General features: G+C 46.9%; 19 protein-coding genes, 1 other RNA gene and 1 pseudogene. 13 read left to right on the plus strand and 8 right to left on the minus strand.

What is annotated here, in order from left to right; translation table 11 throughout:
- The first annotated feature begins 195 nt into the window (after positions 1–195).
- Positions 196–2223, plus strand: coding sequence for a methionine--tRNA ligase (metG, locus tag LJ740_RS10295; RefSeq protein ID WP_229529012.1), 2028 nt, complete (start codon positions 196–198; stop codon positions 2221–2223).
- Between the two features lie 82 nt (positions 2224–2305).
- On the opposite strand, the gene LJ740_RS10300 is transcribed toward metG, so the two are convergent.
- The 4 genes from LJ740_RS10300 to LJ740_RS10315 are packed head-to-tail and all read right to left on the minus strand — an operon-like array spanning position 2306 to position 6664.
- Positions 2306–3514, minus strand: a complete 1209-nt coding sequence (locus tag LJ740_RS10300; RefSeq protein WP_229529013.1) for an FAD-dependent oxidoreductase — start codon at positions 3512–3514, stop codon at positions 2306–2308.
- On the minus strand, positions 3514–4749 hold the full coding sequence (ubiH, locus tag LJ740_RS10305; protein WP_229529014.1) for a 2-octaprenyl-6-methoxyphenyl hydroxylase: 1236 nt from the start codon (positions 4747–4749) through the stop codon (positions 3514–3516). The genes LJ740_RS10300 and ubiH overlap by 1 nt, the downstream gene beginning before the upstream one ends.
- Before the next feature lie 29 nt (positions 4750–4778).
- A complete protein-coding gene (gene pepP / locus LJ740_RS10310) occupies positions 4779–6086 on the minus strand; it encodes a Xaa-Pro aminopeptidase (protein ID WP_229529015.1) in 1308 nt (435 codons plus the stop codon).
- 8 nt (positions 6087–6094) lie between these two features.
- Positions 6095–6664 (minus strand): UPF0149 family protein, encoded by a 570-nt coding sequence (locus LJ740_RS10315; RefSeq protein WP_229529016.1) that lies wholly within the window; start codon positions 6662–6664, stop codon positions 6095–6097.
- Between the two features lie 171 nt (positions 6665–6835).
- Between LJ740_RS10315 and LJ740_RS10320 the strand changes: the two genes are divergently transcribed.
- Together LJ740_RS10320 and ssrS are read left to right on the plus strand one after the other, a co-directional pair.
- A complete protein-coding gene (locus LJ740_RS10320; protein ID WP_229529017.1) occupies positions 6836–7204 on the plus strand; it encodes a cell division protein ZapA in 369 nt (122 codons plus the stop codon).
- 76 nt (positions 7205–7280) lie between these two features.
- Positions 7281–7462: non-coding RNA, 6S RNA (gene ssrS, locus LJ740_RS10325), on the plus strand.
- Between the two features lie 42 nt (positions 7463–7504).
- Here ssrS and LJ740_RS10330 read toward each other — a convergent pair.
- Positions 7505–8197, minus strand: coding sequence for a pirin family protein (locus LJ740_RS10330; protein WP_229529018.1), 693 nt, complete (start codon positions 8195–8197; stop codon positions 7505–7507).
- A gap of 230 nt (positions 8198–8427) precedes the next feature.
- Between LJ740_RS10330 and LJ740_RS10335 the strand changes: the two genes are divergently transcribed.
- From LJ740_RS10335 to serA, 6 genes are all read left to right on the plus strand, one after another.
- A complete protein-coding gene (locus LJ740_RS10335; RefSeq protein WP_229529019.1) occupies positions 8428–9321 on the plus strand; it encodes a ribokinase in 894 nt (297 codons plus the stop codon).
- A 26-nt stretch (positions 9322–9347) separates the two neighbouring features.
- The gene (locus LJ740_RS10340) at positions 9348–10298 is read left to right on the plus strand and encodes a nucleoside hydrolase (protein ID WP_229529020.1); all 951 of its coding nucleotides are present in this window, start codon (positions 9348–9350) and stop codon (positions 10296–10298) included.
- A 714-nt stretch (positions 10299–11012) separates the two neighbouring features.
- Entirely contained in the window at positions 11013–11429 is a 417-nt protein-coding gene (locus tag LJ740_RS10345; protein ID WP_229529021.1) for a DoxX family protein, read from the plus strand.
- A 114-nt stretch (positions 11430–11543) separates the two neighbouring features.
- On the plus strand, positions 11544–12140 hold the full coding sequence (locus LJ740_RS10350; protein ID WP_229529022.1) for a 5-formyltetrahydrofolate cyclo-ligase: 597 nt from the start codon (positions 11544–11546) through the stop codon (positions 12138–12140).
- Between the two features lie 68 nt (positions 12141–12208).
- Positions 12209–12865: a ribose-5-phosphate isomerase RpiA gene (rpiA, locus tag LJ740_RS10355; RefSeq protein WP_229529023.1), complete on the plus strand. Its 657-nt coding sequence runs from the start codon at positions 12209–12211 to the stop codon at positions 12863–12865.
- A gap of 161 nt (positions 12866–13026) precedes the next feature.
- Positions 13027–14256 carry a phosphoglycerate dehydrogenase gene (gene serA, locus LJ740_RS10360; protein ID WP_229529024.1) on the plus strand — a complete coding sequence of 410 codons (1230 nt, stop codon included), beginning with the start codon at positions 13027–13029 and terminating at the stop codon, positions 14254–14256.
- A 53-nt stretch (positions 14257–14309) separates the two neighbouring features.
- On the opposite strand, the gene purU is transcribed toward serA, so the two are convergent.
- A complete protein-coding gene (purU, locus tag LJ740_RS10365; RefSeq protein ID WP_229529025.1) occupies positions 14310–15173 on the minus strand; it encodes a formyltetrahydrofolate deformylase in 864 nt (287 codons plus the stop codon).
- A 222-nt stretch (positions 15174–15395) separates the two neighbouring features.
- Here purU and LJ740_RS10370 point away from each other — a divergent pair, with 222 nt between their 5' ends.
- The 4 genes and pseudogenes from LJ740_RS10370 to LJ740_RS10385 all read left to right on the plus strand — a co-directional run bounded on the left by LJ740_RS10370 (position 15396) and on the right by LJ740_RS10385 (position 21314).
- The gene (locus tag LJ740_RS10370) at positions 15396–16451 is read left to right on the plus strand and encodes an oxidoreductase (protein ID WP_229529026.1); all 1056 of its coding nucleotides are present in this window, start codon (positions 15396–15398) and stop codon (positions 16449–16451) included.
- A gap of 76 nt (positions 16452–16527) precedes the next feature.
- Positions 16528–18885 carry an EAL domain-containing protein gene (locus LJ740_RS10375; RefSeq protein WP_229529027.1) on the plus strand — a complete coding sequence of 786 codons (2358 nt, stop codon included), beginning with the start codon at positions 16528–16530 and terminating at the stop codon, positions 18883–18885.
- 32 nt (positions 18886–18917) lie between these two features.
- Positions 18918–20198, plus strand: coding sequence for a methyltransferase (locus tag LJ740_RS10380; RefSeq protein ID WP_229529028.1), 1281 nt, complete (start codon positions 18918–18920; stop codon positions 20196–20198).
- A gap of 133 nt (positions 20199–20331) precedes the next feature.
- Positions 20332–21314, plus strand: a pseudogene (locus LJ740_RS10385) (transposase).
- 259 nt (positions 21315–21573) lie between these two features.
- Here the strand turns inward: LJ740_RS10385 and LJ740_RS10390 are convergent.
- Complete coding sequence (locus LJ740_RS10390; RefSeq protein ID WP_229529029.1) at positions 21574–22761, minus strand: serine hydrolase domain-containing protein; 1188 nt, start codon at positions 22759–22761, stop codon at positions 21574–21576.
- 174 nt (positions 22762–22935) lie between these two features.
- Positions 22936–23421: a YcxB family protein gene (locus tag LJ740_RS10395; protein WP_229529030.1), complete on the minus strand. Its 486-nt coding sequence runs from the start codon at positions 23419–23421 to the stop codon at positions 22936–22938.
- Positions 23422–23424: the final 3 nt, after the last annotated feature.

Consider the following 23424-nt stretch of genomic DNA (forward strand, 5'->3'; position numbering starts at 1 on the left):
CTCTTATTTCAGTGGATTGTTGGGGCAATGATCAAATGCCAATGGCGCTGCGTCAACTGATTTTTGTTACCGGTTTTGTTTGAGCAGAGTAACTTCGCCGGATTTACCTGAAATCAACCCATATTCTGTGATGAAATCAGCGGCTTTTTTCTGTAAACTCTCGCCCTCTTTATCCAGTAACAATTTCAGGTAATCATGACCACAGAAACTCGTAAAATTCTGGTAACCAGTGCTTTGCCCTATGCCAATGGTTCGATTCACCTTGGCCACTTGCTTGAGCACATCCAGACAGACATCTGGACGCGATTCCAAAAACTGCGTGGCCACGAGTGCTACAGCGTGTGCGCTGACGATGCCCACGGTACTCCTGTCATGTTAAAAGCGGCAGAGCTTGGTATTACCCCAGAAGAAATGGTGCGCCGCACCCAGGCCGAGCACCAACAAGACCTGGCGGACTTTTTAGTGTCCTACGACAACTACCACAACACGCACTCTGAAGAAAACAAAGAGCTGTGTGAAATGGTGTATTTACGCGCCAAAGAACGCGGCTTTATCAAGCGACGCACCATCAGTCAGTTGTTCGATCCCGAAAAACAAATGTTCCTACCGGACCGTTTTGTCAAAGGTACCTGCCCGCAATGTAACGCCGAAGACCAAAATGGCGACAGCTGCGATAGCTGTGGTGCAACCTACAGCCCTACCGAATTAAAGAATCCAAAATCTGTGGTATCCGGTGCTGAGCCAGTATTAAAAGACTCAGAGCACTACTTCTTCGACTTACCGCAGTTCCAGGACATGCTACATGACTGGCTGAAAGGCTCATCCGTGCAGGCGGAAATTGCTAACAAACTGCAGGAGTGGTTTGAGCAAGGCTTACAACAGTGGGATATCAGCCGTGATGCTCCTTACTTTGGCTTTGAAATTCCCGGTGCACCCAACAAGTTTTTCTACGTTTGGGTAGATGCGCCTGTGGGTTATATGGCCAGCTTCAAGAACTTCTGTGCCGGTAACAATCTGGATTTCGACAGTTTCTGGAATAAAGATTCCGACGCCGAGCTGTATCACTTCATCGGTAAAGATATCACCTACTTCCACTGTTTGTTCTGGCCAGCCATGTTAGAAGCAGCAGAATTGCGCAAACCTACCGGCGTTAATGTGCACGGTTTTGTGACGGTGAACGGTGCCAAAATGTCAAAATCGAAAGGTACTTTCATCAAGGCGCGCACTTATCTTGATCACCTGGAGCCGGAATATCTGCGTTATTACTTTGCCTCTAAGTTGAATGATGGTGTTACTGACATCGATCTCAACTTTGAAGACTTTGTACAAAAGAACAATGCCGATCTGGTGGGCAAAGTGGTAAACATCGCAAGTCGTTGTGCCGGTTTTATCAGCAAGAAGTTTGACGGCAAGTTGGCCGAAATATCAACTGATGATGCCCTGATTAAAGAATTCCAGGCCGCATCGGAAGGTATCGCGCAATCATTTGAGTCTCGTCAGTACAACCGTGCTATTCGCGACATCATGGCACTGGCCGATAAGGCAAACCAATACATTGATGCGCAGGCCCCCTGGGTGACCATTAAAGATCCGGAGCTTCAGGAGCAAACCCATCAGGTATGTTCGTTAGGTATTAATCTGTTCCGTATTCTGATGACCTGGCTGAAGCCGGTATTGCCAGTGTTGGCAGAAAAAACCGAGCAGTTCCTGAATACCGAACTTACATGGCAAGGTATTGAAGCACCACTGTTAGGCCATGAAATCAATAAATTTAAAGCATTGATGCAACGTATCGATGCTGAAAAGGTAGAGAAGATGGTAGAAGCATCGAAAGAAGATTTACAGGCGAAAACCACGCTGGATCCCAACAGCCCGTTAGCTAAAGATCCGATAGCTGAAACTATCGAATTTGCCGATTTCGCGAAAGTGGATTTACGCGTCGCGCGCATTGCTAAAGCCGAACACGTCGAAGGTGCTGACAAGCTGTTGCGCTTTGAACTGGACCTGGGTGGCGAAACACGCCAGGTGTTTGCCGGTATCAAGAGTGCTTACCAGCCAGAAGATCTGGTAGGTAAAATGACGGTGATGGTGGCCAACCTGGCGCCACGCAAGATGCGCTTTGGTATGTCAGAAGGTATGGTATTAGCCGCAGGACCTGGCGGCAAAGACTTGTGGATAATGGAACCTCATGAAGGCGCTCAGCCCGGCATGAAGGTAAAATAACTCAATTTTATAACGACAAAGGCCAGCAATTCGCTGGTCTTTTTGTTTTCTGAGTTTAAAAACAGTGAATAAACAAAAACCTCTAGCTTTGCGCCAGTTTAGGTAGCTTGCCGGATAGGCCCATCGCCTGACGGATAATGTCAGACTTTAATGGTGTGATTTCATTTACCAGTGACATACCCGCACCTCGCAACAGCTTTTTAACTGGCAGATCATCCGAAAACAGGCGTTTAAATGCTTCCATAGTGGCAGTCATTTTTGCCGCTTCGGCCTTACGCCAGCGCTCAGTGGGACGAAGCTGACGCACAGCGGCAAAGTCTTTATCTACCGTCACCAGCTCATTTATCCGTTCAGCTAATGCCGCTGCATCCAAAATGCCCAGATTAGCACCTTGCCCAGCCAAAGGATGAATAGTATGCGCAGCATCACCAATTACCATGGCACCATCGGTCAGCCATTGCCGGGCGTAGCGCATTTTAAGCGGAAAAGATTTACGTTCAGAGACAAGTTTTACCGGGCCCGCCTGCATATCGAAGGTCGCGGCCAACAATTTAGCAAAGGCCTGCTCTTCCATCGCCAGTAACTCTGTTGCTTTATCGCTATCCTGCGACCATACAATAGAGCACTGATTATCCTGCCACAATGGCAACAGAGCCAATGGACCACTGGGCGTAAATACCTGGCGGGCGGCATTATTATGGGGTAGTTCAGTTTCTATGGTGGCCACAATGGCGGTTTGCTCGTAGTCCCACCAGGTTTGCGCAAAGTTCGCGGCTTTGCATACCAATGAGTTGGCACCATCGGCACCCACTACCAAACGGCTGGTCAGCAATGTCCCATTTTGCAGTTGCACCACCTGGGTACTGTCGCTCAGTGATATTTTATCGATGGCACTTTCAAACAGTAGTTCAATATTTGCCACTTGTTGCGCCGCAGTAACAAGCGCAGACGTCAGGTGGCGATTCTCAATAATGTGCCCCAAGTCATCACTGTACACCTGCTGAGCCGAAAAGCCGATTTTGGCAAAGCTATCCTGCTCCCAAACCGTCATTTCGGTGTAAGGCCTGATTCGCTGAATATCAAGGTGTTGCCACACGTACAGTCGTTCAAAAATCCTTTGACTGGCTTTGCTGATGGCGCTGACCCTCAGATCCGCCTCACCTTCTGATTTGCCGGGTATTGGCGCAGCATCCACTACCGCAATATTCAGCCCGGATGAAGCCATGGCCAGTGCGCATGTCAGTCCGACAATACCCGCTCCAACAATAACGATATCTTTTTGTTTTACCATTATTCTGTTCCGCTTTGTTGTCCCATGGCTACCCGGGCAAAATTATCTTTTAAAACGCTGAAATTATTCATAAGCAATAATCCTGCATTGCGGCCAGCGGTCAGTAAAGGGTTATTATTTGAAAACAGATGCACCAGAGAGTCCGTCAACTGGATAGTTTGTTGCTGGTCCTTTTTACGCGCCTGCTTTAATGCCGATAATAACCGAAAGCTCCCTGCATCTTCGTTGTTATTCTTACATCGGCTAACATGGGCAGCCAACTGCCAGGCATCTCTCAAAGCGAGATTAAAGCCCTGCCCGGCAATGGGATGCAAAGTTTGAGAGGCGTTGCCGACACAGACAACCCGATGGCAGACAGCATCATCCGTAGTGATTAGCTTAAGCGGATAGGCCTGGCGTTTTCCGGTTTTCACCAGTTTACCTAATCGACAGCCAAACTGAGTTTGCAAAGCGCTGAGAAAATCGTCATCTGACATTGCCATAACCCGTTCAACATCTGCAGAATCAACCGACCAGACAACGCCACTGCGCTGTTCTGTCATGGGCAAAAAAGCCAGAGGGCCAGCCGCGGTGAAGCGCTCAAAGGCGGTATTATCAGGGGAATTTTCGGTAACGACATTGGTAATAATGGCATGTTGCTGATACTCGTTAACATGGGTGTCCATGTTAAACCATTGCCTGCTTTGTGAGGTACTGCCTTCGGCCAGCACCAATAATTTGGTTTCCAGCGAGTGTCCGCCGTCGGTTTCGATTTGCACCTGGTTGCGATGGGTGTCAGCTTTAATAATTCTGTCGGGTTGCAGGCGCAGAAAATCAATATAGGGTGATTGCGCCAGTTGTGATTCGGCCGCATTGAGTAAAATGGCCCCTAACTGCTGGGCTTCCATTACGATCCCCAGTTCCTGCTCCTGATAAGACTGATGATCCAGCACCACCTGACCCGCTGCGCCGCGATCGCTCACATGAATACGATGAATCGCTGTGCCGCTTTTCTTTATCACATCGGCAATGTTCATTTGCTGAAAATAGCGCAGTGACTGTTGCGATAGCGCCAGGGCGCGGGCATCAAAACCCGGATGTGGGTTTATCTTGTTGCTATCAAAGCTATCAATCAGGGCCACTTTGAGTTTGTCCCCCTGGGGGGCAACAGGTAATTGCGCCAGAAGCGCTAAGACAACACTCCAGCCGGTAGCACCACCGCCAGAAATAATAAGGTCAAACTGTTGCTTTGCCACCTGAGAATCTCTCTGTATTTCGGTGCGCTTTAGCGCGACATAAACTGCTCAATTTCATCCACAGTACGGGGTAATCCATAAGTTAACAGCTCATAACCCGTCTCAGTGAGCAGCACGTTGTCTTCAATGCGAACGCCAATACCTCGCCAACGCGCTTCCACATTGGCATCCGGCGCTACATATATGCCCGGCTCTACCGTTAAAACCATACCCGGCACAAAAGCACGCTCGGCACCATTTACCTTGTAGTTGCCCACATCGTGCACGTCCAGCCCTAACCAGTGACCTAAGCCATGCATATAAAACTGCCGGTGATTCATAGCAGCAATGTTCTCAGCGACATCGCCGGTCAACAAACCAAAACGAATTAATCCTTGCGTAATCACTTCGATAACCGCATCAGACGCAGCTTTCAAGGTGTTGCCCGGTTTAATGCTATCCAACGCCACTTGTTGCGCATTCAGTACCAGATTGTACAGTTGCTCCTGTTCGTAACTGAAACGGCCACCGACCGGAAAAGTGCGGGTAATATCTGCGGCATAACCACAAAATTCAGCACCGGCATCAATCAGCACTAACTCGCCTTCTTCCAGCACATCGGCATTTTCGGTGTAATGCAAAATACAGGCGTTATCACCGGCCCCCACTATGGTGTTATAGGCGGGTTGTCTTGCGCCCTGCATGGCAAACTCGTGATGAATTTCTGCTTCCAGTTGATACTCCATTGCACCCGGCACACAAAAGCGCATCGCGCGTTTATGAGCAGCCACGGAAATTTTGGCTGCCTGACGCATAATGGTGAGTTCCGCCGGAGATTTAAACAGGCGCATTTCATCCATCAATGGTTTGGGCTCTACCACTGACATCGGCGCCTGTTTTGATTGTTTCGGCGCTTTGCGCAGTGCCTCCACAGCGCCTAACACCATATTCTCCAGCTCGGCGTCATCACCCAGGGAAAAATACAATTGTTCACTACCATCCAGCACATCTAACAAGGCTTCGGGTAAATCGGCGATATCATAACTCTCAGCAATACCCAGCTTTTCCGCAGCGGCACCCACGCCCACTCTGCGCCCTTGCCAAATCTCCGCCTGCTTATCAGTGGGGCGACAAAAGATTAAATCCTGATACTCACCACCCAGATTACTCAAAATCAAACAGGCATCCGGCTCGGTGAATCCAGTGAAATAGTAAAAATAACTGTTTTGTCGAAACAGAAATTCGGTATCGTTGCTGCGGGTAACTTCAGTGGCAGAAGGCAATACAAACACCGAGTTGTCGGGCAATTGCGCCACCAGCTTTTGTCGGCGGGCCTGATATTCGCGGATACTGATCATATTAAAATTTAATGGATGGTTCTGAAGGAAGACAAATCGGTTTCGCCGGTTTTACCCAACTCACCAAAACACAGCATGGCGGATATACGTACATATTCTTCCACTTCAAACAGAGCCTGTTCTGAATCTTCCGATTCCGGCATGTCGCTGTCCATACGGACGATTTCAGCAAAATCCGTCAGCGCTTCCTTCACTTCTGCCGACAAGCTGTGCTGACCGTCCTGCTGCACGCCAAAGCCCAGCAGAAACCCCTGTACCCAGGATATCAGGCTTTGCGCTCGCTCGATAATGGGAGCAACATCTTCCGGAAGCAGTAACTGAAAGGAAAATTCCCCATCCAGCAGTTGCTCACAGGAAGTTTCGAAAACCTGATAAATCAGGGTTTCAACCTCGGAGGGAAACTTCTCACCGGTATTAATAAAATCTGACAGGCTGTTGATCCAGTCCTGATTGTCCAGGCTCATGCCACCGGACAACATACCGCATAAAATGCCGTGCAATTCTGACGGATCGCTGGCCACTTTATTGGCCAATAAATCATTGGCTATTTGTTCAAAACTTAACTCTTTGTCTTGCAAAACAATTCCACCTTGTTATTTGCGCATATCCTACCATATAAGAAAGAGTTGTAACTATCCGGGCTGACAAACTCGTATACAAAATCACGGCTTGCAAAGATAAAGGGCTTAATCCACAATCAGGATCTTATCCAGCAAGAAAAACGTGGTTTGTTTTTAAGATAAAACGCAATGGCAGTAGCGAAAACTCAGTTTATTACATTATTTGGCCGACAATACAAAGTGCGTTGCCCGTCGGGCGAAGAGAGCGTGCTCAAACAAACTGAGGATATGTTGAATCAGCAATTGTTGAACACCAAAAAAGGGTCTGGCCTCACCAACCGTGAAGACATCATTATGATGACCGCGCTGAACCTTTGCCGCACCATTATCGAACAACAGAGCAACGACAAAGTAGCTAACGAACAACTGGCCCAAAGCCAGGCTTCGGCCATGGTTAATGCTAAAGACGCTTCCGTGAAAGCAAACCGGGCACCGGGTTCAGCCATTGCCGATGCTGCCAGCAAAGCAGCGCAATTAATGAAAGAAAAACGCACCTAGTTACAATTGCTTGCGTGAAAACTGCGCAAACGAACCCTTACCCCTTTGTAAAACTGTTCATTTCCTTTTAAACTAAAAGCTCCTGAGATGTTTGTTAGTTCAGTTATGTCCCGAGCCGATGCTAACATCCAAGGAAGTTGGTTGCGTTGCTATTGAGCAAGCCTGGCTAGTACCATGAAGCCTACGGTGACGATAAGACTTCCGCCCTGAACTGAACGGTTCTGGGTACCCCTGAACGACGACATTTTTGGGAATGAAAAAGAGCGGATTTATCCGCTCTTTTGCTTTTTCAGGGCCCGGTTAAACCTCGAACAACAAAAATTCCACATTATCAGTTTTTGCCCTGGCAACAAGTTCAGTTTCGGCACTGATTTTCAAACCATCACCCGCTTGCAACGCCTGACTCTGATTAATACTCACCTCGCCTTTCACCATATGAATATAAGCTTCAGGTGTTTTAACTAATGGATAAGACAAATCCTCCCCTTCGGACAACCTGACTCTGTGCAACCAGGCATTCTGTTTGATATTCAGGCTGCCATCTGCACCGTCCGGGGAAAATATTAGCTGCGCCTTCTCGGTTTGAACAAAGGCTTTTTGCTGGTAACCGGGTTCTGTCTCAGTGACATTTGGCATTATCCAAATTTGCAGAAAGTTTAATGCCTGGGTTTTAGAAGGATTAAACTCACTATGGGTAATGCCTTTTCCAGCGGACATTAGCTGAAAATCCCCCGCCGGCACCTGATATTCATTGCCCTCTGAATCTTTGTGGGCAATTGCGCCGTCGATCACATAACTCAGTATTTCCATATTGCGATGCGGATGCGTACCAAAGCCTTGTCCGGGCTGCACGTAATCTTCATTAATCACCCGCAAGCTGCCGTGATTAGTATGGTTAGGATCGTGATAACTGCCAAAAGAAAAACTGTGATAGCTTTCCAGCCAACCGAAATTAGCCCCGCCTCGTTCGTGTGAAGGTCGATATTGCATCATAATAAAGTTCCTGATTCGTGATTTGATGGGAACATTATCAATTCCATTAAAATGAAAATAAATCACATTAATTTGACCTAACCGTTCCAATAATTAGAATGTTAGAATTAAACACTCACAACACTTGACCAACTGGTCAGGATTTATGCTAAATTCGGCAAATTGTCATAGTTGAACGTCTCGAAATGTTCTACAGTAAGTACTTAAACTTAGGAAAATAATTAAATTGTATGGCGATTATTAATTTTGGCTCCATCAACATCGATCACGTGTATCAGGTGGAGCATTTTGTGCAACCCGGTGAAACACTCGCCTCCAGAAGTTATCAAAAATTGTTAGGCGGTAAAGGAGCAAATCAGTCTATCGCTTTAGCTAAGGCGGGGGCTGACGTTAAACACGTGGGTCTGATTGAAGAAAGTGATTTTGCCATGAAGCAAACACTGATCAAGGCCGGGGTAGATTGCAAATACGTTCGAGGTACCGAAACACCCACCGGTCATGCCATTATTCAGGTGGCCGACTCTGGCGAGAACTCCATCATTCTGTTTGCCGGTGCCAATCACGAATTGTCCGATGAATTGATCAAACAGGCGCTGAGTAATAGTGAGGCAGGCGACTGGGTTTTAATCCAGAACGAGACCAATGCCATTGCCGATATTATTGAAAGTGCCCATGAAAAAAATCTGAAGGTGGCCTTTAATCCCGCGCCAATGACCGAGTCAGTGAAGAGTTTGCCGTTACACAAGCTGAGGCTGTTGATTGTCAACGAAGTCGAAGCGGAAGCATTAACCGGCAGCAGCGAACTGGAAGCGATGGAAGCCTGGTTTAAGCAACATCTCCCGGATACTGAAGTGATTATCACGCTGGGATCAAAAGGCGCCAAACTGGTATCAGCTAGTAGTAGCGCTTTTGCTGAAGCCTTTAAGGTTAAGGCCGTTGACACCACAGCCGCAGGCGACACCTTTATCGGTTTCTTTTTAGCCGCTTACATGCAGGAAAATGAAGCGGAGCAATGTATTCGCAGAGCCTGTGCAGCATCAGCAGTGGCCGTTACCCGAGTCGGAGCGGCACAATCTATTCCTACCCTTGAAGAAGTCGAAGCATTTTTGGCTGAGCAAGCGTAACGAACCACTTTTATTGAGGAATTACCATGGCAGAAAAAATTATCATTGATACCGATCCGGGTATCGACGACGCAATGGCCATCTTTTTCGCTTTCCAGTCTCCTGATCTGGATGTTTTGGGTTTAACATCAGTATTTGGTAATGTACCGGTTAAAATGGCCGCCAGAAATGCAGTAACCCTGTGCGATATCGCCGGAAAAGATATTCCGGTGTGTGAAGGCATGGGCTTGCCCTGGGTTGGTCCCGAATCAGGCTACGCGCACTTTGTGCATGGCGACGATGGCTTCGGCAACATTCATCCAAAGCTTTCAGACAAGCCACTGGATCCCAGAAGTTCAGCACAGTTTATTATCGATACCGCAAAACAATATCCTGGCGAAGTTACCTTGGTCGCTATTGGACCATTAACCAATCTGGCCTTGGTATTAAAAATGGAACCGGAAATCACCAAACTGTTAAAAGGCGTAGTGATCATGGGCGGTGCGGCACAGGTACCAGGCAATGTGACGCCGGTGGCCGAAGCCAATATCTGGAACGACCCCCATGCGGCTGATATCGTATTCGCAGCAGACTGGCCATTAACTATGATAGGTCTGGATGTCACCTACGCCGTATCTTACAACCAGGCGTATCTGGCCAAACTGGGCGAAGTAAACCCAACGCTGGGTGGCTTCGTACATCAGGCAGCGCAGTTTTATGCCAAGTTCTATTCAGAAGTCTTCCAAAGCAGCGACGAAGAAGTCTGTTACTTCCATGATGCCATGGCGCTGGCCTACGTGATTGATCCTACGTTGTTCGAAATGAAACAAGGGCGATTCAGAGTGGCTACCGATGCACTGTGCTACGGACAAACCACCTTTGCCCCACTGGATAAAATGATGTCGCCTGAATGGGAGAGTGCGCCGGTTATGCAGGCCGCCCTCAAGGTAGATGAAGAACGCATTAAGAAATTATTTATGGACACTTACGCCCTGTAACTCTGCGTTGCAAACACAATGATAAGCAGCTTTCGGGCTGCTTTTTTATTACCCGAAACGCCGCACTCCCTCGTTAACAACAGGTTAAACCGAAGATTTTTGCGATAATTCTCAGCTTGCCACAAAGCCTATTGAGTCTGCTGGCTCATCCTGTTTTCCGATGAGGAATTAAAAGGGTTTGACGGTCGATAAAGATTATCGACACTGCCATGCCAATCAGGACCAATACCCGCTGTTAAAAACTACTTCTTATAGCCGCATTGAGCACAGGGGCCTTGAAAAGCGTTGAATTCCTGCAACGCATAACTCATTTTGTCGGGAATTTTATTACATTTAGGGCATGGCTTTATTTGCAGGGATAGCAATTTCCCTAAAATACCAAAACTCATACATACCAACAGCGTCATCACCGCGAGCAATTTCAGGAAATCATGTATTTCAGGAATAAACAACAACGCCGCACAAACAATAACAATTACAACGACAAACTTCATTGCTCAATCTCACCATCAATATTAACAGCCCGGAAGATTAATATTTTACACAATGTTGTTGCCCGATTAAAAAGTTTCACAGGGTATTTGCTATAAAACCAAACTTCACAAATTCGATTTATTAGAATTTTTAAAGCTATTTATTGCGATTTTATTTTTATTTAAACGAACTATTATTATCCCTGTCGCAACGATAAACCTAAATTCTGAGGAGAATGACATGAAAACTGGAATCTTAACGTTTAATCAAAACGGTGCTTTGGCTGCTTCAATCGACCTGGTTGGCAGAGTGTTAATCGCTACCATTTTTTTACTGGCAGGGATGAACAAACTGAGTGCTTATGAAGGCACGGCGGGCTGGATGGATGCGATGGGTGTCCCCGGTGGTTTATTGCCACTGGTAATATTTGCTGAGATTGCCGGCGCACTGGCAATCATCATTGGTTTTCAGACGCGGTTAGCCGCGCTGGGATTAGCAGTGTTTTCCATCGCATCAGCGTTGATCTTTCACAACAATATTGCTGACCAGGCGGAGTTTCTGAACTTCTTTAAAAATCTGGCCATCGCCGGTGGTTTTTTGGTGCTAACCATCAATGGCGCGAAACGCTACAGTGTGGATGCCAAACTGAATAAATAGGGGTAAACATCCAAATCCAGTATCCCCCGAAGAAACAGCCGCCATTGTGCGGCTTCTTTTTTTGAGGTTAATTTGTTATAACCACGCCACAGTACAGCAACCCGCTAATGCAACGTGGTATTAACAGCAACCAATCAGGACAGAGCCAGCCTGAGAAAAACGCTGCGCCAGGCCAGGCGCGCATTGACAGCAGACCAGCAACAGCAGGCCAGCCTGGCACTGTTGAACAAGGTGCGCGACGCAGAACTATTACCGCAATCAGGTCATTGTGCATTTTACCTCAGCAATGACGGAGAGCTAAATCCCACGCCCCTGATTCAGCATTGTTGGAAAATCGGGCTCTCTACCTCCTTACCCGTACTTCACCCCTTCACCAGGGGCCATCTGCTGTTTTTGCGCTATCAGCATAACAGTGCAATGCAACACAACAAATATGGCATCGCTGAGCCCAAATGCGAGGTAACAAATGTTGTGCCGCTGCTTCAGCACAAGGTAATTTTCACCCCTTTAGTTGGCTTTGATTTAAATGGCAATCGCCTGGGTATGGGTGGCGGATATTATGATCGCACGCTGGCCTCACTAAAAAGTGCAACCGGTATCAGGCTCATAGGCCTGGCACACGATTGTCAGCAGGTTGACGCACTGCCCTTTCAGAATTGGGATATTCCACTGCATATGATTGTCACACCAAACAGAATTATAAAATGCTGAAACAGCACTGTGCTGTCATTTGAATCCAGGTATAATTTACGCAATCCAAATCACAAGTAGCAGAAATCATGACCCAGGACCAAAAAAAACGCGAAGCGGCCGCAGCCGCCCTTTCTTATGTTCAACCTGACAGCATCATAGGTGTAGGCACAGGCTCTACCGTTAATTATTTTATTGACGGCCTGGCGGATATTAAAAACGACATTCAGGCGGCGGTTTCCAGTTCAGAAGAGAGCACAAAGCGCCTTAAAGCGCTGGGGATTGAGGTTGTTGACCTGAACAGTGTGGGTAATATTGAAATTTACGTGGATGGTGCCGACGAAATCACCGAACACAAACACATGATCAAAGGTGGTGGTGCCGCCCTCACCCGCGAAAAAATCGTTGCCGCAGTGGCCGATCAATTCATTTGTATCATTGATGACAGTAAACAGGTGCCTATGCTAGGCAAGTTCCCTTTACCAGTGGAAGTGATCCCAATGGCGCGCTCCTATGTGGCCCGGGAACTGTTAAAACTGGGTGGCGATCCTGTGTATCGGGAAGGCGTGATCACGGATAACGGCAATGTGATTTTAGATGTTCATAACCTTAAAATCCTCGATCCGGTGGAACTGGAAAAACAAATTAATGGCATCGTGGGCGTTGTCACCAATGGCCTGTTTGCAAAGCGCGGTGCCAATGTAGTTTTGGTAGGCACGGAGCAAGGCGTAGTCACTATAAAATAAATGGATTGGACGCTAAATAAACGCTTGCAGTTCGCACACAATTTGCTATTGTTGCGCAACCCATTTAGACGTCCAGACTTCTATCTTCCCGATAGTGGATTTACGGACCCATTCAGGCCTTGCCTGTTTCCCAGATTTTCAAGTTTCAAGGTATTGTGATCATGAGTAAAGTTTCGCTTCCCAAAGATAAGATTAAGATCCTGTTGTTAGAAGGTGTGCACCAAAGTGCCCTTGAAACCCTGAAAAATCAGGGCTACAGCAACATCGAGTACCTGAAAACTTCCCTGCCGGAAGCTGAGCTGATTGAGAAAGTGGCCGATGTACATTTTATTGGTATCCGCTCCAGAACTCAGCTCACCGAAGACGTTGTGGCTGCCGCTTCAAAATTAGTGGCGGTAGGCTGTTTCTGCATCGGTACTAATCAGGTGGACTTAAACGCGACGCAAATTCGCGGTATTCCGGTGTTTAATGCGCCCTTCTCCAATACCCGCTCGGTCGCGGAATTGGTATTAGGTGAAATCATCCTCCTGCTCCGCGGCATTCCGGCTAAAAATGCGCTGGCCCATCAGGGCGGTTGGGACAAAAGTGCCGTGGGCTCCTATGAGGCCAGAGGTAAAACCCTGGGTATTATTGGCTATGGTCACATAGGCACCCAGCTTTCCATTCTGGCTGAGCATTTGGGAATGAACGTCCGCTTTTACGACATCGAGGATAAGCTGGTACTGGGCAATGCAGTACAGGTGGCCTCGCTGACTGAACTGCTTAAAACCTCTGATGTGGTTTCTTTACATGTGCCGGAAACACCGCAAACCAAGAATATGATTGGCGCGGCTGAGCTGGAAGTAATGAAACAGGGAGCCATCCTTATCAATGCTTCACGCGGCACAGTGGTGGATATCGACGCCCTGGCAGACGCGATGAAAACCAAAAAGTTAGGCGGCGCAGCCATCGATGTATTCCCGATTGAGCCTAAATCTAACAATGAAGAATTTGTATCGCCTCTAAGAGAGTTTGAGAACGTGATCCTGACTCCGCACGTGGGCGGCAGCACTCAGGAAGCTCAGGAAAACATCGGAAAAGAAGTTGCCGGCAAGATTGCCAAATACAGCGACAACGGCTCCACCCTTTCTGCGGTTAACTTCCCTGAAGTTTCTCTGCCTGAACATATTGGTCGTTCAAGGTTGTTGCACATTCACAAAAATGCACCAGGCGTGCTGACGCAAATCAACCAGGCATTCACGCAACTGGGTGTGAACATCGCTGCACAGTATCTGCAAACCAACGAAAACATCGGTTATGTGGTTATTGATGTGGAGACTGACCACGCTGAAGATGCTTTCCAGGCGTTGCAGTCTATCGAAGGCACCATCAAAACCCGCATTCTGCACTAAAAAAACGGGAGGCACTTGCCTCCCGTTTTGATTCTGTTATTCGTTAGCATTACTTAATCGAAAATTATCGAGCGTCGACCAGAGATGACTATTCTGTGTTGTAAATGCAGCTCTACCGCTCTCAACAGCGTTTCGGTTTCAATTGATTTCCCCATATTCACCAGTTCATCTGCCGTCTGACGATGCGTGATGGGTTTTACGTTTTGCATAATAATTGGGCCTTCATCCAGCTCTTCGGTCACATAGTGTGCTGTCGCCCCGATAAACTTTACACCGTATTCTCTTGCCTGATGATACGGCCTGGCTCCCACAAACGCGGGTAACATGGAATGATGAATATTGATCATTCTGCCGGTCCATCTGGACAACACATTAGGCGGTATAATTTGCATATATTTAGCCAGTACCACCACATCAATATTGTGTTCGTCGAATAAAGCCAGCGCCTTTTCTCCCTGTGCTACGCGGGTTTCCGGTGTAATGGGCAGATGATAGAAAGGCAAATCAAAACGTTTGGCATCCACTTCCATATCGGTGCGGTTACTGAGTACCAGGGTGGCTTCAGCGTTCCATTCGTGAGACAGTATTTTAGCCAACATGCCATAAAAACAAGGCAATTGCTTAGTTACCATAATGGCCATTTTCAGTGGTTTATCCAAAATTCGCAGATCCAGCTCCAGATGAAAGCGACCATCCAGCTCCTGTCTTAACGCAGCAATAATGTCTTCTTTAGCAATAAGAAACGCATCTAACTCCCATTCCATTCTGGCAAAAAACATACGCGGCACCGCTTCAACATCCACGTATTGATCAAAATCGGTGATATTGCCTTTATTATTGTAAACGAACTGAGTCAGAGCAGCGGCGACTCCTTCCTGTAGTGGCCCTGATACCACTAATATTGCACGTATTGCCATTCTCTTAGCTTTGTGATTTCTGTGAACCTGTTCACTACTGATTACCTTGATTATCACAGCATAATAGCCAGACAGGCTTTCTGAAAGTAGTTTCAGAAAAAAGCACGAGTTATACACACAATCGACCTTTACCTAATCGATTTATGGTTAAAATCCGCGTCGCGCAGCAACCTGATAACGTGTACCATTCAGTTAACTCACTTTTGGATGCAGAGATAATTAATGATAAAGGTTGCTTTAATTGGGTTCGGTAGTGTTGCACAAAACCTGCACCTGCCTTTGATTCGACATCAGTCGCAACTACAAATTACCGCCGTTGCCAGCTCAAAACCGGAATTGGTTGCAAACCTGGTTCCTGAGGCCCGGTGTTATGCCAATTACCAACAACTTTTAGCAGACTCTGACGCAGATTTAGTAGTTATCACCACACCGAATGAATTTCACTACCCCATCGCGATGCAAGCCCTAAAAGCCTCAAGGCACGTGGTTATAGAAAAACCGGTAGCGCTATTGCAAAAGGAAGTTCAGGCCATGCAGCACGAAGCGGAAGAGCATGATGTGCGGTTATTTCCGTTTCATAATCGCCGTTGGGATGGTGATTTTCAGACCGTCGCCCATCTCATCAAAGAGGATCGCCTGGGCAAGGTTAAGCTTTTTGAATCTCATTTTGACCGATTCCGCCCTGAACCGACGGACAAATGGAAAGAAAAAGCCGGTCCCGGCAATGGCATCTGGTATGATTTGGGTCCGCACTTGCTTGACCAGACCTTTCTGTTGTTTGGCATTCCCGAAGCCATCACTGCGCGCTTGCTTGCAACACGCCCCAATTCCAATACCACTGATTATTTTCATGTTCAGCTCCATTACAAAGACAAAGAAGTCCACCTGCGAGCCAGCAACCACAATGCGGCGCCCGTGCAACGGTTTCACGTTCAGGGGAATAAAGGAACCCTGGTAAAATATGAAATGGATGTTCAGGAAAATCAGCTCAAAGCGGGTCTCGCTATCACTGATGACAGCTATGGTATAGACGATGAAGCAAACTATGGCGTGCTCTACGAGGAAAGCGATCAGGGCTTGATATGCAGCCAACGTATCGCCACACTACCGGGTGCCTATCCGCAATTTTACCAACAGGTCGTTGACAGTATTCGCTATGACGCAACACCGCCGGTTTCTGTTGACGCGGCCATTGAAGTAGCTCGCTTTCTACAACTGGGCATGTTGAGTCAGGAACAGGGCAAAACGATTAAAGTCAGGCAGTTCCGGGAAGAATAACGTACCGCCGGACACAATTGTATGTTGTAATTAACCCATTCAGATATCGGAACACTGGTAATAGCTAAACCTCGCTATGACAAAAACAACACTAAAGGGCTTTAACTCCCTCAGAACCCGAATTTTGCTTAATTTCTTGCTGGTACTCAGCATCGTCGTGATTGTCACCTTATACACAGTGCAGTCGGCCACCTATACTCACAGTACCGGACAGTTGATGTCTTATGCGCAAACCTCCGCCAGTGTGGTTGAAGATAAGATTTTAAACCGCTCTGTCTCGTTGCGGGATGCGCTCAATACCCTGAGTAAAGATTTTAGTTTTAAACAGTTGGTAGCCACCAGCGATGATGACACCGCCAGTTTACTGTCAGCACTGGTTAACTTTCAGGCCAGAGCGGGGGCTGACCTTGCCTGGGTGCAGAACAAAGACGGCCGTACGATAACCTCTAACCCGGAACTACCGGTAAAAGATCTCAATATTGATGCGCGGGACTTTTTAACCGATGGCATTCATTGGCACAGTGTTGAAGGTAAACTTTACCTGTTGCGCGCGATGCCGGTTAAGTTTGTAGAAAGCTCTCGTAATATTAATGCCTGGGTGTTGATGGGGGTGCTTGCAGAAAACCTGTTTAACGAGCGTCTCGCCAGCCTGACTGACCTGGATATCAGTCTGATGTTTATCGGGGCGAAAAATCAATTGATAGCCACAACCCATGAGCCTGAATTTGCCAGCGAACTGGTGCAACAGACCATATTAACCAATGGGCAGCTCAACCAATTTAACGGAGCATTGAGCCAATGGATTTACATTGCCAGTGATTTGGGCAGCTGGCGCGGATTACCCATGGAGCTGGTGCTTAGCACGATAGAGGACAAAGCGTACCTGTCTTACAACAGTTTATTGGGGCAACTCATCCTGATTCTGGTTATCGCCGCCGCGATGGCACTGGTGGCAGCCATGTTACTTTCAAACGGCATTACCCGCCCGGTTACTCGCCTGGTAGGTGTTGCCAACAAAATCCGTCAGGGCAATTATGTGCAGGAATTTCCCAAAGCCAGTACCAACGAAGTGGAGTCACTGTCTGATGCCATCCATTCGATGCAGGAAGGTATCAGGCAACGTGAACAGGAAATCCAACACCTGGCTTACTATGACACCCTGACCTTGTTGCCCAATCGCAACCAATTCAAAAATCACCTGACACAACTGATTAAAAGCAATCCGGAGCGTCCATCAGCGGTCCTGATGATGGATCTTGACCGATTCAAAGAAATAAACGACACCATCGGGCACGAGGCAGGTGATCAATTACTGAAAGAAATTGCTAATCGGTTAAAAGCCTTTGCTTATGAAGGGGTTTTTATCGCCCACATTGGTGGCGACGAATTTGCCATAGTGGTTGAAGATGTCAGTGGGCAGGATCCCAAAGCCGTTGCAGAGAACTTTTCAGGGTTATTCGATCGGCCATTTGTGATTGAGCAACTCACTCTGGACGTAGATGTCAGCATGGGGGTAGCCACCTATCCAAACGATGCTGATTCAACGGAAGGTTTATTACAGTGTGCCGATATTGCGCTTTACAGTTGCAAAGGTAAGCATTTCCCCTATGCAATTTATCAGGACAAACTCAATAAGTATTCGGTGCAACGCCTCAGTCTGATGTCGGAACTACGAGGGGCATTGGCAGAAGGTCAGTTGCAGTTGTTTTATCAGCCTAAACTGGCCATTGCTGAGCGCAAAATTACCACGGCAGAATGTCTGATTCGCTGGATTCATCCGGTGCATGGCTTTATCCCTCCCGATGAGTTTATTCCTTTAGCTGAACAAACTGGTGCCATTCGCGATGTCACCCATTGGGCGTTGCGGATCGCCTTTCAGCAATACAAACAATGGCAACAACAGGGCTTTGAAGTTGGCATGGCGGTGAATATTTCCGCTATTGATTTGGTGGATATGAAGCTGCCCACCTACGTCGCTGAATTGATGTCAGAGTTTGACGTAGACAATTCCATGCTGACCCTGGAAGTGACTGAAAGTGCGGTAATGTCTGATCCAGAAAGCGCTTTAAAAGCCCTGAACACACTCAGACGCATGGGAATCACCCTCTCCATCGATGATTTCGGAACCGGTTACTCTTCGATGGCCCAGCTGAAGAAAATGCCGGTAGATGAACTTAAAATCGATAAGGCTTTTGTGTTGGATCTGGCGAAAAGTGAAGATGATAAAATCATGGTTCGTACCCTGATGTCTTTAGCCCAAAATCTGGGACTAAAAACGGTTGCTGAAGGGGTGGAAGATGGTGATACGCTAAACTTTTTACAGGAAGTAGGCTGTACCAAAGCACAGGGCTTTTACATGAGCCGGCCGTTGCCTGCGGATAAATTCAGTGAGTGGCTGGTAAGCTTTGACGCTAATGAGTATTTCCGGGATTAGCCTCGCCGAACGACGGCCGAGAGTTGACGAAAATGGCACTATCCCATACTGAACGTTTTATGCAACTTACCAGGTTGCTTGGTGATTTTGCTATTTTGTGGCGGGATTCGGTTTTTCAGGAAACGTCGCCAAAGTGGAGCAGTCACTATCCGGTACTCTATGAACAACTGTTAACAATTGATGATGAAGAGCTATGCAGACTCGAATCGTCAGCCACTGCACTTCATCACTTTATCAGTCAAACGCTACCGGGTTACAGCGAAATACTGGATGCTATCCGGTTACCAGTGCACCACCAGTCCATACATGCTCCAAAATTCGCTGATGTAGGTGTCCCTGGCAAAAAATGGCAGCAAATCACCGCTTTTTTAAGCGATTTTTTACAAAGACACCCATCGCAAAATACACACTTGCATGAACCTTTACCCGGAAAACTTTTACCAGGACATCCATCCGAAAAAGTAAAAGCATCAGTTGCAGAGCTGGTAGATTGGTGCGCTGGAAAGTCTCACCTTGGCCGCACAGCCGCTTTAATTACCGGGCACAAGCTATATGCCATTGAGCGTGACGAAACTCTTTGCCGGGAGGGTGCATCACTGGCAAATAAAATGGGTGTCCTGGCAAATTTTAATTGCGCTGATGTTTTGCAGCGAAATTTTACGTTTAATAACAGGCAACAGATTTTCGCTTTGCATGCCTGCGGTGATCTGCATAGAAGGTTAATAGCTGAATGGAAACACAGCGACTCCCCTGAATTAACACTGGCGCCCTGCTGCTATGAAAAGTGGTTACACGGCGATTATCAGCCACTATCTGAACTGGCAAAAAATAATAATCTAAAATTGAGCAAGGATCAGGTACGATTAGCCATGCAGGAAACCGTTACAGCTTCACCCCGAGAGCAGGCCCAGATGCACAGGTTACAAATCTTGCGCCTCGCCTTTGACATTCTGCAAAGAGACATTCGCGGAACAGATAAATACTTACCTGCCCCATCACTGCCTTTATCAGCGGCAAACTGGCCGGTTACTGACATATTTACATTTTTAGCAAACAAAAAAGACCTGAAGCTGCCGAAACTCATTGATACCGAATACTATACAAATAAAGCTCATTCACGCTATCAGCAGGTAAGACGATTGCAACTAGCCGCACAAGGGTTCAGACGCCCACTCGAACTGTGGTTGGTGAGCGATTTAGCACTTTATCTGGAAGAAGCAGGTATTCAGGTTACACTTCAGGAATTTTGTCCCCGGGAGTTATCCCCACGTAATATACAGCTGACCGCCTTCCGCTATCAATTATCTGGATAGCCACCATAAATTATCCAGTTAACGGGACAGCCATCAATACTTCAGGCATCAAAACTGTACTTCGGTACAGTTTTCAAACTCACTGATTTGTGCAAAATAGAAGTGGTTCTTATCAGACTCAGGAGGAGTCCAGATGCCAAAAGCCAGGCAAGCACAAATCAGCCTTGAAGATACCCCCTATTACCATTGTGTTTCCCGCTGTGTGCGCAGGGCCTATTTGTGTGGTCAGGACAAACTCACCGGTATCAGCTATGAACACCGCCGTCAGTGGGTTCAGGACCGGATTCATTTTTTATCTCAGATATTCGCCATTGATGTCTGTGCCTATGCCGTAATGAGCAACCACACTCACCTTGTTTTACACATCCATAAAGCCTTGTCAGACAGCTGGGATACTGAAGAAGTAATTCACCGCTGGCACCGGTTACACAAAGGTACATTGCTGAGTCATCAGTTCCTGAATCCTGTGCAGCGACAACACATGCCTGAATCTCAAATGGCTACCCTTGAGGAAACTGTTGAAGTCTGGCGACAACGACTCACCGATATCAGCTGGTTTATGCGCTCATTAAACGAATACATTGCCAGAGAGGCCAACAGGGAAGATGAGTGTACGGGTCGCTTCTGGGAGGGACGTTTTAAATCTCAGGCCTTACTGGATGAAGCAGCACTTGCTGCATGCATGGCGTATGTGGATTTAAACCCAATCAGGGCCGGCATTGCCAAAACGCCGGAACAATCTGACCATAACAGTATTCAGTATCGCATCAATGCTGCCAGAGCAGGTAAAACACCGCGATATCTGACACCTTTTGTCGGAAGTCACAACGATGACAGGCCCCACGGCTTGCCTTTTCATTTAGCCGATTACCTGGCACTGGTGGATATCACCGGCAGAGCCATTGTACCCGATAAAAGAGGGCAATTGACGGCTCTGTACCCGCGATTCTGCAGCGCATCAACATTACACCGATGCAGTGGCAGGAGCTTACCACCCAATTTGAGGATTGTTTCCACCACGCCGCGGGCAGTGAGTCTTATCTGGAGGCCTACCGGCATCGACACAAACTAAAACGGCTCAGAGATAAAAACAGTGCGATAAGATTATTGGGCTGAACCAACATTAATTAATCGCTTTCAATACATTGTGGCCCCACAATGGACCCGGCTTTGCCTTAATTTTGATTTCGATATGCTTCAGCGAGCAATTTTCTGAGGCACAGATTCAAATTAGACAATCAACCGCCCAAAAACTCTAATCTCAGCAAAATAATCCACCAAAACCCCGAATGAACAGCAAAACGGATTAAAGCGTTATATCAAACTAAGTTGAGACAAATTAAGCTGGGTGTCTTGATTATTAAAATGATTAAGGTCACTCTAAAAGGCCAAACTTATAGTGGTCTGAAATACTCAACATCAGGGCATTAATCAGTGCGCCACCACTATCGCCATTTGTCATCACAACAAAACCATCCCCTTGATTTACAAAGGCTCGGAAGTTGTTGGTAAAGCCAAGATTTTTACCGCCGTGACCAAATACCAGCTTACCATTTCGGTCAGACATCTCAGGACCAAGCCCCCAATCGTTTTTATGTTTCCGGAACATGGCTGATAATGTCTCTTTCTTCAAAATACCTGAGCTATCGCCGTTCATAATATTCTGCAGATGGATAACATATTGCGCAATATCTGAAGGTGTGGTCCAAAGGCCCGCAGCAGGTTTTTCGGGGTAATTGTTGTAGACTTGCTGAAACATATTGCCATTGCGATCAAAGGCCGCACTGGCCCTGACTTTTAGATCTTCGGGCAAATCATGCTGATAAGTACTGCTGGTCATGCCCAGCGGCTTAAGAATATTGGCATCCGTATATTCTGCGAATGAAAGTCCGGTTATATCTTCCACAATTTTTTGCATAACAGTATAGCCGCCACCAGAATAACTCCATTTGCTGCCAGGACTTTCTTTGACTTCAACTCTGGCAGTATTCCCAGCACCTTTTAACACCTCAACGGTAGAAGGAATATCCTGCCCTGCATAGCCAGGAAAACCATGAACGGTCAGTCCTCCGGTATGAGTCAAAAGGTGCCGCAGAGTTACTGGATTGTCTTTCTTGAGTTTCTTTCCTTCAACCTTCCACCCCTTAAGGTACTGATTTACATCAGTATCCAGGTCAATCCGGCCCTCTTCCACCAGTTTGAGTGCAGCCAGCGCTCCTACCGGCTTACTGATAGAACCCGCCTGAAATAATGTATTTTCATCAACGTCTAAACCAGTTTCAGCGTTTGCAATCCCCCAACCTTTGGCCCAGACAAGTTTGCCATCGTTTATCACCGCCACACTAGCACCGGGCAAGTGAATTTCCTGCATTTTATCGGTAACTGAAAGTGGCTTTGAGCTTCTGAACAGAAAAAAAACGTCATCTTTAAGATTGTTTTCAATAGCCTGAATATCTGTGTTATCAGCAAATGTCTTAACGTTAAAAAACGTTGAAGCTAAAAATATTGAGGAACAAAAAAGAAGGGATTTACTTAATTTATTAGTTAACTTGCTCAAAATCACGTCCTTTTAGTTTTGTATACAAGGGGTAGAGTTTTACACATGTTAACACCAAATCCCAGCGCGTATTCCAGTGATATTGCAAGGACACCCACTCTAAAACTGAGGATGGCGGTTTCTTAATATGGGTGTCTTAGTAAAAATAGTCGACTTTTAGTATGGGTGTCTCGGTAAAAGTTACTGTTTTTCGGTGGCTTTTAAGGCGAGAAACTCCTGTGCTTGCGCTGACAGGCATCGGTTAGACAGGTAGGATTTGCCGGAGGGTAAATACAGTAACCAGCCCGCCGAGGTTTGTTGGATTTTAGTAATATCCTGCCAGGTGATTTTGCTGTTAACGTGAATGGAGTGACTTTTAACAGCTTCCTCATCGATAGTGAGTGTCACTTTATTATTGGCAGCTTTACTGATCATTTGCCTGGCTAACCACCAGGCTTTGTGAAACCGCACACTCAGTGCTTCCAGTCCCCCTAAACCAATGATAAACCAGGCGATATAGCCGCTGATTTCAGTAGCCAGTAATACGCCACTACCTACTAATGCCAATATCAGGGCTTTGATGTAACCCCGTTTAACAAAGTCATCCGTAACCGACTGATCATAAGTTTCACTGAAGTGACTCTTATCCAATTTGTAAGTGGTTGAATAATGAAATGCTTCAGCCATGGG

Source organism: Planctobacterium marinum, from assembly GCF_020687805.1.
GTDB classification, from domain to species: Bacteria; Pseudomonadota; Gammaproteobacteria; order Enterobacterales; family Alteromonadaceae; genus Planctobacterium; species Planctobacterium marinum.